Here is a 14,961-nt window from a genome sequence, read left to right as displayed (position 1 = left end):
ATACGCTCATATGTGTAGTTAGCTCACTTCCTTTTTCAAGAGTTTGGCATAAATAGGTATGCTCTGTGCTAACGGAGTGTATTGGAAGTTAGTTTTTTTCAGAATTTTTGTACCATCGTATAATGTTCGATTCACAGCACTTTTAGCAGTTTCCTTCGTAATAAGTGGTTTGGCTCCAGTGATTTTACTTCTTAAAAATTCAAAGCGCCAGAAAATTTCTGAGGCAATTTCTCCAATTTTAATGTTAGGTCTTTTCTTGCTTAATGCGTCACAAATAAGATTAAATATTTCTTTGTACGAATAATTATTTTCCACCAAAATAAATCTTTCGCTGAATAATGTATTTTCAGCGATTAATATCATAGCTTTTGCCACGTCATTTACATCGACAAAACCATTTACTCCTTCGGTGTAGAAGGGGAAACCTTTTAGATATGTGGTAAAAAGTTTACCGCTTCCTTCAGTCCAAAAGCCAGGACCAATGATGATGCCCGGATTTACAATACCTATGTTGAGCCCTTCTTCCACAGCCCTCCACACAACCAATTCCGATAAAAACTTACTTATGGCATAAGGTGAATTGTTAGGACTGTCGGTCCATTGAATGTTTTCATTGATGAGTCCAGTATAATTTGTTGGCTTTCCTAATGCTGCTATTGAACTGCAATGGATTAAGGATACTTGCTCGAGTTTTTCTTTTAATACGTTTACGAGATTATTGGTAATATCTTCATTGTAACGAATAATTTTTTCGGCATCATCGGGATCAAAAGAGACCATAGCCGCTGTGTGAAACACTATGTTAACACCTCTAATGGCTTCTTCAACATCATGAGTGTAAAGTAAATCTCCTTTTACCCATTCAATATCCGAAAAAAGAGTGTTTGTGGAGTCATAATAAGTAAAAACTTTATTGGTTAGAGCTTTTCTTTCTTCTCGTCTATAGAGCGCTTTAACTTTATAACCTTTTTGAAGCAAATGAAAACACAGGTGGGAACCGACAAGTCCTGTACCACCTGTCACGAGCGCTTTCACTGTTTGATTAAATCTTTTGTTTTACGAGCGTTTCTTCGTAAGCTTCAAGGATGTCTCCTACTTTTATGTCGTTGAAATTCTTAATGCTAAGACCACATTCGTAGCCTTTTGAAACTTCTTTAACATCGTCTTTAAATCTCTTCAGAGAAGCAAGTTCGCCTGTGTAAACTACCACTCCATCTCTTATGACACGTACTTTGCAACCTCGCTTGATGGTTCCGTCTAATACCATACAACCTGCAATGGTGCCTACTTTTGAAATTTTGAATGTCTCACGCACCTCGGCGTTAGCAATGATCATTTCTTTCGTTTCAGGGGCAAGCATACCCTCCATTGCAGCTTTAACATCGTCAATTGCGTCATAAATGATGGAGTAGTGGCGAATCTCCACCTGATCTCTTTCGGCGATTTTACGAGCATTGGCTGATGGACGTACGTTGAAGCCGATTACGATGGCATCGGAGGCAGCTGCAAGAAGTACGTCTGATTCTGTTATCTGTCCGACACCTTTGTGAAGTATGCGCACCTGGATTTTTTCTGTAGAAAGTTTTGAGAGCGCATCAGAGAGAGCTTCTACAGAGCCATCAACGTCGCACTTGAGAATGATGTTCAATTCCTTAAAGTCGCCGAGCGCAAGGCGTCTTCCGATTTCTTCGAGAGTGATCTTTCTGTGAGCACGAGCTGAAAGCTCTCTTTGAAGCTGCTGGCGCTTGTTAGCAAGTTGTTTTGCCTCTTTTTCATCAGCCATTACTACAAACTTGTCGCCAGCGGCTGGTGCGCCATCGAGTCCGAGCATAGCGGCTGGCATTGAAGGGCCTGCAGATTTAATGTTTTTGCCTCTTTCATCGAGCAGGGCGCGCACTTTACCAGCATACTGACCGGCAAGTACTATGTCTCCCACTTTGAGCGTACCGTTTTGTACTAATACTGTGCTTACATAGCCTCTTCCTTTATCAAGAGAGGCTTCTATTACCGTACCAGTTGCTCTTCGATTCGGATTAGCTTTCAAGTCGAGTAATTCAGCTTCAAGCAATACTTTTTCGAGCAACTCGTTAACGCCCTGGCCGGTTTTAGCAGAGATTTCTTGGCTTTGAATTTTACCACCCCAATCTTCGACCAAAAGATTCATATTGGCCAGTTGTTCTTTGATTTTTTCAGGGTTGGCGTTGGGTTTATCAATTTTATTGATAGCAAAAACGATGGGAACTCCTGCGGCTTGTGCGTGTGCTATGGCTTCTTTGGTTTGTGGCATCACATTGTCATCGGCAGCAATTACAATGATAGCTACATCTGTAATTTTAGCACCGCGCGCTCTCATTGCAGTAAATGCTTCGTGACCAGGGGTGTCGAGGAAGGTAATGTGTTGCCCATCAGGCATTTCTACTGAGTAGGCTCCGATATGCTGAGTTATACCTCCTGCTTCACCAGCAATTACGTTTGTTTTTCGGATGTAGTCGAGCAGCGATGTTTTACCGTGGTCCACGTGACCCATTACTGTTACGATAGGAGGCCGCTTAACAAGATCTGCTTCATCGTCTTCTTCATCTTCGATGAGCTCTTCGGTGCTCATCTCTGCATCGACAAACTGCACTTTGTATCCAAATTCGTCGGCAACGATGCTTAACGTTTCTGCATCGAGTCGTTGATTCATTGTAACCATTAATCCAAGCGACATACAGGTGGCAATCACTTTCGTAACTGGAACGTTCATCATGTTTGCCACTTCACCCACAGTGACGAATTCTGTAACCTTAAGAGTTCTACTTTCTTCTTCAGCTTGAAGTTCGTTGAGAGCCATCATTTCACGGCGCTCATCTCGCTTAAGTTTTTTAATCTTATTGAGTTTAGCCTTTTTGTTGCTCGTAAGCTTCTCGAGTGTTTCCTTTATTTGCTTTGAAATTTCTTCATCGCTCAGCTCTACGGATTCAACGGGCTCTTTTTTCTGGAATTTGAGATTTTTATCTTTTCTATCAACCTGTTTATCGAATTTTTTCTTGTCAGATTGGGGTTGACCTGTTTGTGTGCTCTGAGTAGAAATTTTATCTTGATCTACTTTATCTTTTACAATGCGTTTTCTCTTTTTTGTTTTTTTGTCTTCTTTATCAATTATCTGACCTTGTGGATTGGTAGCTATTACTTTTTTTGGCTTATCTTTTTCCTTTTTCTTCTCAAATTTAGAGAGGTCGATTTTTTCGCCTGTAAGCTTTGGGCCTTCAATCTTTTCAAATTTCGTTTCTATCTTATGTGTTACTGTAGTATCTGATGGTTTACTTTCTGCCGAAGAAGTTGTTTCTTCTTCCTCTTTATTAATTTTTTCTACTACTGTCTTAGATTCTAAAGTCGAAGTTTTCTTTGATTGGCTTATTTCTTCAATACGCTCTTCAGGTTGACTAATTTTTTTCTCAGTTGATTCTTTCTCTACATTATCTACATCCTCTAATTTTCCTACAATAGTTATTTTAATTTTCGGTGTTTCTTTTTCGACTAATTCTTGTTTTTCTTTTATGATTTGTGCTTCAGATTCTGTTGAGCTGATGATAGAACTAACTTCAGTAGGCTTTTCTACAACAGATGGTGTAAGTGTTTCAACTTTTTCTGCTGGTATTTGTGTACTTTCTACTGCTGTATTTTCTCTGTGTTTTACATCAGTTTCTGGTTCTGATTCTACTTTTACTTTTACAGGCTCAGCTTTTTTAGATTTTTCTGTAGCAAGTTCAATTTTTCCAATGGTTTTTGGACCCTCGATTTTTGGAACTTCAGTCTTAATTTTGTGAGTTGTTGCATCAGAAGTCTGTTGCTTTTGTAAATGTGATTCGCGCTCGAGGCGCATGGCTTCAATATCTTCTTTTAACTGCTGAACTTTTGACTCTGATTTTTTCTTTTGAGATAAATCTTGACTAAACTTAGAGATAAGTAATTGATATACCTCTTCTGTAATTTTAGCATTTGGGTTATCGACATGAATATCTTTTGTAGCCAGAAACTCTGCTACTCTGGCAAATCCAATGTTAATTTCATCTAAAACTGTTGATAATCTTCGCTTAGTACTACTCATGTGTTTTTAATCGGTGACAAAAATATAATGAATTTATTCAAATTCGGCAGAGAGTATTTTTCTTACTTCGATTATGGTTTCTTCTTCGAGGTCTGTTCTGTTTACCAAGTCTTCTACGCTGAGGGCCAATACGCTCTTAGCAGTATCACAGCCTATTTTCTTGAATTCCTCAATAATCCAGGGTTCAATTTCATCAGTAAATTCATCAAGTTCTACGTCTTCGTCATCTTCATCTGATTCTCGATACACATCTATTTCATAACCAACAAGCTGACTTGCTAATTTTATGTTTTGACCATTTTTTCCTATAGCCAGAGATACTTGATCGGGCTTGAGGAAAACCTCCACGCGCTTATTCTCTTCGTCGATGTTCATGTAACTAATTTTCGCAGGAGCTAAGGCACGGCTTATCAGCAGCTGAGTATTTTGTGTGTAATTGATTACATCGATGTTTTCATTGCCGAGTTCTTTTACAATACCATGGATGCGGCTGCCTTTCATTCCGACACAGGCTCCAACGGGATCGATGCGGTCGTCAAGTGATTCTACGGCTACTTTGGCCTTTTCGCCTGGTAGGCGCACTACTTTTTTGATGAGAATTAAGCCGTCAAATACTTCGGGTACTTCTTGCTCAAAGAGTTTCTCAAGAAAGCGCGGATCTGTACGCGAAATGGTTATGTGAGGCTTGTTGCCTTTTACTACTACTGAATGCACTACTGCTCTAACAGTATCACCCTTGCGAAAATAATCGCTGGGAATTTGATGTTCTTTTGGTAAAATGAGCTCGTTTCCATCGTCGTCAAGCGCGATAACAGCTTTAGGGCGCACGTGATGTACTTCGCCGGTTACAATTTCTCCAATAAGGTCTTTATATTTTTTAAAAATCTGTGAACTTTCGTGTTCCATGATTTTGGATGCCAATGTTTGTTTAAACGCCAAAACAAACCGGCGACCAAGGTCTTGAAGTCTTACTGCTTCAGTTAGTGATTCTCCAATTTCAAAGTCCGGCTGTACCTTAAGTGCTTCCGAAAGGGCAATTTCTAAATTAGGGTCCTGTACCTCGTCGTCAGCTACGATTATTCGTGTTTTCCAAATTTCTAAATCGCCTTTTTCAGGGTTTACAATAATTTTATAGTTTTGATCAGTACCGAATTTCTTTTTTAACTGGGCTTTAAAAGCTTCCTCAATAATACCTGCTAAGGTTGAGCGATCGATATTCTTTTCGTCTTTAAACTCGGTTAAAGATTCGATGATATTAATATTTTCCATAGACTTCATTATTTGAATTCTACTTTGATTTTCGTTTGTGATATGTTGATAAAGGGTATGGAACTTGGTGCTGTTGTTTTAGGTTTTGTACCTTTTTTAGTATTTTTTAAAACCTCTTCTACAATGAGGTGCGTTTCGTTTACATCGATTATACGTGCGGTCAGAGATTTACCATCTTTTAAGGTGATTTGAGCTAATCTACCAATATTCTTTTTATATTGGCGATGGACTTGCAGAGGTTCACCGACTCCCGGCGATGAAACCATAAGGCTCAATTTTTCAGAAATATCTGATGGCAGTTGTTGCTCTATATAGCGTGTTACTTGCACAATTTGATCTAAGCTTATGCCTTTATCAGTATCTACTAATACCTCTATGGCTTCATTATCAGTAATTTTTACTGATACAAGAAAGCCATCGACAGATGCTGCAGCGTCTTCAGCTATTTTATTTATTTGTTCTAGTTCAGACATTTTATAATAAAATAGGGGGATATATCCTCCCCCTCAAATTGCTTTGCAAATATAGGAATATTTGCCTCTATATCAAAAATTCTATCGCTTTACGACAGATGAAGTGCTTTTTATAGTTTCATAAGACTTCTCCAAGTTTTTAAACCTGCAGATGCACTTTGAGATATTTTTTTAAATCCTGGTACATGCATGTTTTCAGCATTTGGGTCAATAATCCATTTATCAGCATGTGCGGGGACATAATGCAGCAAACTGGCTGCTGGATACACTAGAAGGGAGGTACCAATAACCAAAAAAACATCGGCTTCACTTGCTAATTTGATCGCCTTGTTCATCATTGGGACCTCTTCGCCAAACCAAACCACGTGTGGTCGCAGTTGTGAACCCAATGGACATAGATCGCCAAGGTCGAGCCTCCAGCCTTCAATAGCAATAATCAAAGAATCGTTGGCAGTGCTGCGGGCTTTTCGAATTTCGCCGTGTAAGTGTATCACCTTGCTTCCCGCTCGTTCATGTAGGTCGTCGATGTTTTGGGTTATTACGGAAGTGGAGGGATATAATTTCTGTAGTTCTGCTAACAGGAAATGCGCTTCTGTGGGTGTTGTTTCGATTACTTGTTTACGCCGTTGATTGTAAAAGTCGAGTACTAATTTGGGATTTTTTTTCCAAGCATGGGGCGTAGCTACATCTTCAATGCGATATTTATCCCACAGTCCGTCAGAACCCCTAAAAGTACTGATGCCTGCTTCAGCACTTATGCCCGCTCCAGTGAAGACTACTATGTTCATTTTTTCCTATTTTTAGAATAAATTCCCAAAAAAGAACTTTTTGGGTTTTGAAACGATTTCTAATTACATTCTGATATTCAAGCAAATATAATTAGCGAGCTACACAAATATTTCTATGGACTTTTTTTTGTTAAACCTTAATTTAGCTAAAAAAAGTACAATGTCGAAAGCTAAAATACTTGTAGTAGATGATGATCATTTGATACGCCAGGCAATCTCCTTTAAACTGGAGAAAGAAGGCTACACCGTAAAAGTAGCTAACGACGGAGAAAGTGCCTTGAGCATGATAGAAAACGAAAAATTTGATATTATAATCTCTGATATTATGATGCCTTATATAAGCGGATTTGAGCTTCTTAAAATATTAAAAGAAAAAGGTTCGGAAGCACCCATCTTAATGCTTACAGCGTTGAATTCAGAAAATGCCGTAGTAAAAGCTTTTGATCTTGGAGCCGATGATTATTTGACCAAACCCTTCAGCCCAAACGAGCTGATAATGCGCATCAAAAAATTATTGGACAAGAAATAGTAAATGAATGAAAAAAAGGCTGATTCTCTTTATGGCATTCATAATATACACATACTCTTCAGCACAGGTCAAGAAAGTTGACCCTGATTCGCTATTAAAGGAATCAGCCACAGAAGCGAGACTCAGAAATTTTAAAGCTGCTCGAAATCTTATCAGAGAGGAGGTATTAAAATACCCAAATTATGTAGATCTCCAGTTTGCTTTTTTGAATTACTTGTATTGGGATGGGGAGGCTGATTCCACTTTCAGGATGCTCGATACACTTCTTACAAAATATCCCAAAGAATATCAATTGTATAAAATAGGTATAAACACCTGTTACGCTATAGACAGTACGTGTTATAATTATTACAATGCGTTAGCAATCAAACAATTTCCAGATAGTGCTACATCGCTCATCACGAATACGGCCAAATTTCTATACGAAAAAAGACGTTACAAGGCCAGTGTTGAGATGGCTGACTCAGCGCTTAAGATGCCTAACGCCGATTCTACGTTATTGAACGAAATTAAATTTCACTATAAAATCACTGACAATTACAAACTTGCTGGGATTGGCTACATGTATTTCTGGATCGGAGCAGACCCAACCTGGCCGAGACATCAGTTTTATCTGGAATATCAGTCAAAGTCTGATTTCGGAATTGTTATACCCCGAGCTCATTTGGCATCACGCTTTGGCATTCGCTCATGGATGGGCGAGGTGGAGTTTTATCCAAAATTCGGAAGAAACAATTACTTCTATGGATTGGTAAGCTTTTCGGATGGAGTGCTTTTCCCTTACTGGCGCATAGCGGCTGAACCATTTTTTGTAAATCCACAAAACATTGAACTATCTTTAGGCTGGAGATATGTGGATTTTGGTTCATTGAAGTTACATAGCATTACCGGTTCGGCCGGTCGATACTGGGGAAACAACTATGCAAGTGCTCGGCTTATTTATACTCCCTTCAGAAATGTTGGAGCAAATATTTCCGGGGTGGTTTCTTATAAATATTTTTTAAATAATCCACTTCACTTTATCGATCTTAAGGTGGGATATGGGGTATCGCCTGAAAGCGAATACCTCGACTTTAATCTGGCAGGTACAATTTTCACAAGGGCACTACGACTTTCGGCAGGTTATCAATTTTGGCTTGAAAATGCTCTTCTGATACGGGTAAATGGCTATTATGAGAGAGTAAATCCCTCTCCGCGTACACCCTTTGATGTTTATGGATTTATAGGAAGTTTATTGATTTTATTGTAATGGATGGTTTATTTAATTTTTTTGTTCGCCTTTATAATTATCAGCCTTTAAAATATAAATTTTTATTGTTGGCACTTTTCTTTTTAGTTATCATCGCTTTGATTTTATTATTTGTTGTAATAAAAACGCGAACCGAACGCGATTTACAAGAGAGACGTTACAAACGCATAAAGGCTACTCTTGAGAATATTATTTTGGATATTCTTTTTCAAACCGATCGAGAAAAGCGAAGTGAACAAATTAGTGGATTAAAAAAGCTAATTGACAATCCTAAAACCACAATAACACGCGATGCTACTCGCGAGATGCTTAACTCAATGGCTCTGCAGCTCGACGGCGATTCCCTGGCAGTGGTTACTCAAATCTATAGAGAAACAAATCTTAAGGACTTATTGGTAAAACAACTTCACGAAGGCGATTGGGATACTAAAGCCGCTGTGATTGAAGAAATTGGAAATGTACAACTGAAAGAGCTTCTCTTCGAAGTACTGAAATACACCGATTATGAAAATGAGTTGGTGCGCAATAAAGCACAGGTGGTCGTATTGAAATTAGGTGGTTTAAGGGGTTTACAATTTTTAGATACATTAAAAACACAGTTGTCAGAATGGCAGCAAATTCAGTTGCTCAACCAGCTGCTTAAAATGCAATATAGCTATTTTTCTCAGACCGAAAAATGGCTTAAATCGCCCAACGATAGCGTAGTTCTTTTTGGCCTGAAAGTGACACAAAACTTTATGCAATTTCAAGACAAAGACCACGTAACAAAATTGCTTGATCACAGCAATACTGAAATAGTAAAAAAAGCGCTTAAAACCATTAGTCACCTTGGCTTAAAAAGCGAGCTGGATGTGGTGAAAATGCACTATCCAAACTATCCGACTGAGCTGAAGGTAGAAGTGCTAAAGACAATTGGTGAGCTTGGCGATGAGTCAGACCAATTGTTTTTAATCGATTGTCTGATGTCTGATGATTATTTTATCGTAAAAGAAGCGTCGAATGCTCTTATTAAAATCGGGCAAAAAAATCTTTTATATCAAATTAAGGATTCTTTTCCCGATTATCAACGTGAAATTATAGAACACTCTTTAGATGAAAGAATTTGATACAGCACTAAGTACGCTCGACATACTTCTGGGTATTTTTAATATCCTAATTTATCTGTTTACCATATCGGTTATGCTTTCGTATTTGATTATTGCTTTTTTGTCGATACGTTATGCATTCCGGCATTTGAAATCTTCAAAAAGCATAAATTATCTCTCTATATTGCAGTCGCCTGAGGCTCCAATGATTAGCATCGTAGCACCTGCCTTTAACGAAGAGCGCACCATTGTGCAAAACATTCGTTCATTGCTTTCACTCGAATACCGCGATTACGAAGTAATTATTGTTAATGACGGTTCAACCGACAACACGCTGCAGCGCGTAATAGAAACGTACGACCTTGAGCCTGTGCGATTTTCTAGTCCTGATACACTTAAGACTCAGCCTATTCGGGCAATATACCGTTCTAGAAATCCTGTACTAAAAAATTTGTTGGTAATCGACAAAGAAAACGGTGGGAAGGCTGACGCTCTAAATGCTGGTATTAACTGTGCTTCAGGAGAGTACATTATGAACATCGATGTTGATTGTATCTTGGAGCGCGACTGCTTGTTGAAAATGATTCATCCAATCCTTGACGACCCGGAGAACTTCGCCATAGCATCGGGTGGGGTGGTGCGCATCGCAAATGATTGTGTGATCGACAAAGGCGTGATCAAAAAGGTAAACGTGCCGAGAAACTGGTTAGCCCGCTTTCAGACGGTTGAATATCTGCGTGCATTTCTACTTGGCCGCATTGCATGGCAAAAGCTCGACGGCTTACTTTTGATATCAGGCGCCCTCGGAATTTTTAACAAAAAAATCATGATAGCTGCGGGGGGCTATTCTACTAAAACGGTGGGTGAAGACATGGAAGTAGCCGTGCGCATGCGTCGGTACTGTCGCGAAAATGGAATTAAGTACAAAGTGTACTTCGTGCCTGAGCCCCTTGTATGGACTGAAGTACCTGAAAAGATTGGACAATTTCTGAGGCAGCGCAACCGCTGGACTAGAGGAAGCATCGAAACTATTCTCGCCCACAGAAAGCTTTTTTTAAATCCAAAATACAAGTCTTTGGGTATGATAGCTTATCCGTATTGGGTATTCTATGAATGGTTGGCACCTTTGGTTGAATTTTTTGGATTGACAACCCTTTTGCTATTGGCGATATTAGGACTATTCCCGGCTAATTATTTGTTTTTGTTTCTCAGTACGGTAATAGGCTTTGCAATTGTTTTCACCATCATTACTATATACGTAGAGGAAACTACTTATTTCCAATATAAGGACGCAAAAGGCCTAAGGCGATTGATTCTTACGGGTATTCTCGAGCCATTGTCCTTTCACTTTCTTGTAGTTTGGTCTGCTTTTAAAGGCAACTGGGACTACTTTATAGAGGGCAAGGTTACCTGGGGTAAGCAAGTGCGCAAGGGCTTCGATGACGCACCCACCCGCGAAAAGCAGATCAGAGTATCAGGCACTACTGGACGATTGACACCCGTAAATTAGTACTTCAGCAGTTTCTCTAATGCTGCCCTTACTTTGTTTGCATTAGGCAGCACATAGGCTTCTAGTTCAGAGTTTAGAGGAATAGCGGGAGTTTCTATGCTGCCTACTACTTGCACGGGGGCATCGAGGTATTCAAAGCATTTCTCAGAAACTCGCCCTGCCAAAGCTTGGGCAAAAGAGTTGTTTACAGCCTCTTCAGTTACAATCAAACAACGGCCGTGGAGCTGTACCCTTTCGCGAATTAATTCAAAATCTACTGGTACTATGCTTCTTAGATCTAAAATTTCCACCTGACCAGGAAAGGCTTTAGCTGCTTCTTTGCTCCAGTACACGCCCATTCCGTAAGTTACAACTACGCAGGTAGGTGCGTCAATAGTGGGTTCTACTGTATTTACCATTCGGCCCTGTCCGATGGGAATGACGTAGTGTTCGTCCGGTTCTACTGTTTTGGCATCTTCGGTACCTTTTACTTTGCTCCAGTACAAGCCTTTGTGTTCGAGTACTACTACCGGGTTAGGATCGTAAAAAGCTGATTTCAGCAGTCCCTTTAAATCAGCTCCTGTAGATGGATAAACGACCTTAATACCTCTGATGTTGGCTAAAACGCTCTCGACCGAAGAGCTGTGATATGGACCACCACTGCCATATGCTCCAATGGGCACTCGAATGACCGCACTAACCGGCCATTTGCCGTTACTTAAAAAGTACGACCTCGATAGCTCAGTAAAGAGCTGATTTAATCCTGGCCATATGTAATCGGCAAACTGAACTTCTACAATTGGCTTTAGCCCCACGGCAGACATGCCTACAGTGCTTCCGATGATAAATGCCTCTTGAATAGGCGTATTAAACACGCGCTCATCACCAAATTGCTGCGCTAATGTGGCAGCCTCACGAAACACACCGCCAAGTCGCCTTCCCACGTCTTGTCCGTAGAGCAGAGCTTCGGGATGTTTTGCCAGCAGTTCTCTCACGGCATAGAGTGCACTGTCAACCATCACTACTCTCTCTTTACCAGCTGGTGTGCGTTCACCTTCCTCTTTTGTAATGGGCGTAGGAGCATAATAGTGTTTGTGCAAATCTTCTGGATTGGGTTCTTCGGCCCGTAGTGCCATTTCAAAGGACTCTCTGACAATTCTATTGGCTTTAGAGTCAATGTCAGCAATTTCTTGCTCAGTAATTCCTGAAGCCATGAGGAAGTTTCGCAAATAGGGCAGAGGATCTCTCTGCTGATGGAGGTGTAGGTCGTCTCGATACATTTCACGGCGAACTCCGGAGGTATGATGGCCAAGTAGAGGCACATCTGTATGCAGTAAAACGGGCCGGCGTTCGTTTCGCACGATGTATACAGCGTGCTCCACGGCAGCATAAATTTCATCAAACTTACTACCGTCAGCAGTAATGCGCTCAAGGCCTTTGAAGCCTTGTGCGTATTCAAAGGCATTTTGTGCGCGTGTTTCGGCCGCGTTTGCTGAGATATCCCAGCCGTTGTCCTGCACAAAGTAGAGGATTGGCAGCTTTTTTAAAACAGCCATTTGTAGGGCTTCACTCACCTCACCTTCCGTCATTGCTGCATCGCCAATGCTACATACGGCTATTGCACCTCTTTCTTCATCGGTCAAAATTCCCGTTACTTCTTTGTAGTGCAGTCCCATAGCGCAGCCAGTGATGGGAATGGCCTGCATACCTGTAGCCGAGCTTTGGTGGGGTATTTTGGGTTTATCCGGATCTTTAAGGCTCGGATGGCTGTAATAAGTGCGCCCTCCGGAGAAGGGGTCATCTTTTTTAGCGAGTAATTGCAACATTAATTCGTATGGCGACATCCCAATGGTGAGCAGCACGCTATCGTCGCGATAATAGAGGCTTAAATAATCTTTTGGCAGCAAGTGCATACCGAGTGCTATCTGGGCTGCCTCGTGCCCACGGCTTGTAGCGTGTACATATTTGCTTGTAATGTCGCGCTTCTCTTCAAACAGATCGCTCATGGCTCTTGCAGTGGCCATGATTTTGTAGGCATTTAGCAAAACTTTTTTCGTAAGACTCATGATTGTGGTTGCTCACTTCGGCAACAAATATCCGACGTGTATATTGCTTGATTTTATTTAATTTTCATTTTAAATGATTTGTAGCTAAAAAATAGACATCCTCTCAACAATTTGGTAGAAGCGCTTTTTGTTTTATTGTTCTTGATAATTTTAATTTTGCTATAAATGAAGCTTTATCTGGAGTATTTGACTGATTATTTAAAATTTAAATCAGACTCTCTATTTATTGAGATCCAAATGGTTTAAAATTTACTAATGTTCTAATAATCCAAAGCTTTCACTTCCTTAACTTTAAGGGAGTAGATATTGTGAGTTAGATATTGAAAAGAATTCTTTTTTATTCTCAGGAAAGTATTTTATAAACAATTAGATAGCCTCAACTCTGAAAGAAGTGAATATTGGTAAAATACTTGTTTGTCATTTTAAGCTGTCCACTCTGTCAAGCCCAGCTTTGGCTTTCTGATGAAGCCCCTCTTGATACGGAAAGTTTTTCATAGCCAAGCATTTCTGAAAGTTCATCTTGGCCTTGTCTCGTCGTCCGATTTTTTCGTAAAGCAGTGCCGCTTGTAAGGCTGCATTTGCTCTGTTAAAGCTAGTAGCTGAGTTGGCTTCTACAGCTTTTTCAAAGGCATCAATGGCAAGATAGATCAAGCCTTGCTTTTGATAGATCCTGCCTAATCTGTAAAAGTACTCTGCTTTTTCAGCATCTGTCTGACAGCAATCTAATGCTGTATCAGCCTGCAGCACCTCGAGTGCTTCCGACAGATATCCACCGTCAAAGAGCACTCTTGCTTTTATAAGTGTCTTATTGAGCGGGTCTTTCGCCTCGCGTTCAGCCTGCTGATCAGGGCCTATTACTGCCTGACCCACCTGAGGTATTAGTTGCATAAGCGAATCGGCTTTTTCTGCTTCATCTTTGAGCAAATAGTACCAGGCCAACAATTTGTATGTAGCCTTAATATGATGTTTTCCTCGATAGTCTTTTAAATAGGTGACAAAACTTTGCTCTGCATCGTTCCTACCGGCAGCAAGTCGTGCTTTGCCGAGCAGAAAATGGTAATAATGCAATTTTGCTTGTCCTGGTTTAGGCTTATTGGTCTCGAGCAGGGTTAAAGCGGCTTCGTTATAGCCTTGTTCCATGAGTACTTTAGCGCATACCACTGCTGTACAAAAGTTCTCATTAAGATAAATGCCTTCGGTTTGAGGTAAAACTTCCTCATTATCAACCAGTTGTTTAGCTGTAATCAGGTAGAGGAGATTTGCTTTAGTGAGGTAAGGTTTATATTCTCGTTGTTGCACTATGGTGCGATGAGCCGATTTCATAAGTTGAAGGCCTTTATGCACATCGCCTGTATAGCCAATAATGGATAGATACCTGCGCAACTCAGGTGGTAAACTGCCAATGGTGGCCATCATATTGCCCCAAACTAAGCGAACTACAGCGTCTTTTGGGTGCTGGTTGTAAGCTGTTTTAGCGAGGTTGTAAGCTGAAAGAAAGTCGGAAGCTGCTCTTAACCGATTGTCTAATCGCACTTGCAGCATTCCGGAATAAATGTAGATCTCTATTCGCGCAAGAAGATGATGTACAGATTGCTCGCGATCAGATTCGATGTCTTTAAGCAGCTTTTTCAGATGACCGATATTCTTTCGTGTTATTTCGTCCACATCTGCTGCCGTAGCTTCGGCGAAAAACAGAGCAGCTCTCGCGGAATAAATCGCTCGATTACCTGGTGCAGAAACAGCTTCTTCGTCCAGTATTCTCCTAGCATCTCGCAAAAACAAATTGTACGTCTGTTGCTGGGCAGTGAGTACTTGAGGAGTAAAGTCAAAACTTGCCTTCGAAATACTGATATGTAGTGACAACAGTAAAGAAAACAGGGATTTCAACGCGAAATCCCTGTTTTCAAAAATCATTTTGTTTAA

At 40.4% G+C, this 14,961-nt stretch carries 11 protein-coding genes; 4 read left to right on the top strand and 7 right to left on the bottom strand.

Going from position 1 to position 14,961, the window contains the following annotated elements; genetic code table 11:
- Positions 1–18 precede the first annotated feature (18 nt).
- From ACK4EX_RS01820 to ACK4EX_RS01800, 5 genes are all read right to left on the bottom strand, one after another.
- Positions 19–1,035: an NAD-dependent epimerase/dehydratase family protein gene (locus ACK4EX_RS01820; protein ID WP_409769178.1), complete on the bottom strand. Its 1,017-nt coding sequence runs from the start codon at positions 1,033–1,035 to the stop codon at positions 19–21.
- A gap of 7 nt (positions 1,036–1,042) precedes the next feature.
- On the bottom strand, positions 1,043–4,090 hold the full coding sequence (infB, locus tag ACK4EX_RS01815) for a translation initiation factor IF-2 (protein WP_409769177.1): 3,048 nt from the start codon (positions 4,088–4,090) through the stop codon (positions 1,043–1,045).
- A 33-nt stretch (positions 4,091–4,123) separates the two neighbouring features.
- Positions 4,124–5,359: a transcription termination factor NusA gene (gene nusA / locus ACK4EX_RS01810; RefSeq protein ID WP_409769175.1), complete on the bottom strand. Its 1,236-nt coding sequence runs from the start codon at positions 5,357–5,359 to the stop codon at positions 4,124–4,126.
- An 8-nt stretch (positions 5,360–5,367) separates the two neighbouring features.
- Complete coding sequence (locus ACK4EX_RS01805; RefSeq protein WP_409769173.1) at positions 5,368–5,832, bottom strand: hypothetical protein; 465 nt, start codon at positions 5,830–5,832, stop codon at positions 5,368–5,370.
- Between the two features lie 110 nt (positions 5,833–5,942).
- Entirely contained in the window at positions 5,943–6,620 is a 678-nt protein-coding gene (locus tag ACK4EX_RS01800; RefSeq protein ID WP_409769171.1) for an SIR2 family NAD-dependent protein deacylase, read from the bottom strand.
- Between the two features lie 160 nt (positions 6,621–6,780).
- On the opposite strand from ACK4EX_RS01800, the gene ACK4EX_RS01795 reads away from it, so the two are divergent.
- The 4 genes from ACK4EX_RS01795 to ACK4EX_RS01780 all read left to right on the top strand — a co-directional run bounded on the left by ACK4EX_RS01795 (position 6,781) and on the right by ACK4EX_RS01780 (position 10,993).
- Positions 6,781–7,149: a response regulator transcription factor gene (locus tag ACK4EX_RS01795; RefSeq protein ID WP_124397737.1), complete on the top strand. Its 369-nt coding sequence runs from the start codon at positions 6,781–6,783 to the stop codon at positions 7,147–7,149.
- 7 nt (positions 7,150–7,156) lie between these two features.
- Positions 7,157–8,398, top strand: coding sequence for a YaiO family outer membrane beta-barrel protein (locus ACK4EX_RS01790; protein WP_409769169.1), 1,242 nt, complete (start codon positions 7,157–7,159; stop codon positions 8,396–8,398).
- Between the two features lie 98 nt (positions 8,399–8,496).
- Complete coding sequence (locus tag ACK4EX_RS01785; RefSeq protein ID WP_409769167.1) at positions 8,497–9,504, top strand: hypothetical protein; 1,008 nt, start codon at positions 8,497–8,499, stop codon at positions 9,502–9,504.
- The gene (locus tag ACK4EX_RS01780; RefSeq protein ID WP_409769165.1) at positions 9,491–10,993 is read left to right on the top strand and encodes a glycosyltransferase family 2 protein; all 1,503 of its coding nucleotides are present in this window, start codon (positions 9,491–9,493) and stop codon (positions 10,991–10,993) included. Before ACK4EX_RS01785 ends, ACK4EX_RS01780 begins: the two co-directional genes overlap by 14 nt.
- Here ACK4EX_RS01780 and ACK4EX_RS01775 read toward each other — a convergent pair.
- Together ACK4EX_RS01775 and ACK4EX_RS01770 are read right to left on the bottom strand one after the other, a co-directional pair.
- On the bottom strand, positions 10,990–12,996 hold the full coding sequence (locus tag ACK4EX_RS01775) for a thiamine pyrophosphate-dependent enzyme (RefSeq protein WP_409769164.1): 2,007 nt from the start codon (positions 12,994–12,996) through the stop codon (positions 10,990–10,992). The two genes, ACK4EX_RS01780 and ACK4EX_RS01775, sit on opposite strands and share 4 nt — an antisense overlap.
- 459 nt (positions 12,997–13,455) lie before the next feature.
- Positions 13,456–14,901 carry a tetratricopeptide repeat protein gene (locus ACK4EX_RS01770; RefSeq protein ID WP_409769163.1) on the bottom strand — a complete coding sequence of 482 codons (1,446 nt, stop codon included), beginning with the start codon at positions 14,899–14,901 and terminating at the stop codon, positions 13,456–13,458.
- Positions 14,902–14,961 lie beyond the last annotated feature (60 nt).

This window comes from Thermaurantimonas sp., assembly GCF_046299575.1.
Classification (GTDB): domain Bacteria; phylum Bacteroidota; class Bacteroidia; order Flavobacteriales; family Schleiferiaceae; genus Thermaurantimonas.
This window is presented reverse-complemented; position numbering and strand designations above follow the sequence as displayed.

Coding starts and splice junctions, on each gene's coding strand:
- ACK4EX_RS01780 (WP_409769165.1), top strand. CDS start 9,491: ATGAAAGAATTTGATACAGCACTAAGTACGCTCGACATACTTCTGGGT.
- ACK4EX_RS01800 (WP_409769171.1), bottom strand. CDS start 6,620: ATGAACATAGTAGTCTTCACTGGAGCGGGCATAAGTGCTGAAGCAGGC.
- ACK4EX_RS01805 (WP_409769173.1), bottom strand. CDS start 5,832: ATGTCTGAACTAGAACAAATAAATAAAATAGCTGAAGACGCTGCAGCA.
- ACK4EX_RS01775 (WP_409769164.1), bottom strand. CDS start 12,996: ATGGCCACTGCAAGAGCCATGAGCGATCTGTTTGAAGAGAAGCGCGAC.
- ACK4EX_RS01795 (WP_124397737.1), top strand. CDS start 6,781: ATGTCGAAAGCTAAAATACTTGTAGTAGATGATGATCATTTGATACGC.
- infB (WP_409769177.1), bottom strand. CDS start 4,090: ATGAGTAGTACTAAGCGAAGATTATCAACAGTTTTAGATGAAATTAAC.
- ACK4EX_RS01790 (WP_409769169.1), top strand. CDS start 7,157: ATGAAAAAAAGGCTGATTCTCTTTATGGCATTCATAATATACACATAC.
- nusA (WP_409769175.1), bottom strand. CDS start 5,359: ATGGAAAATATTAATATCATCGAATCTTTAACCGAGTTTAAAGACGAA.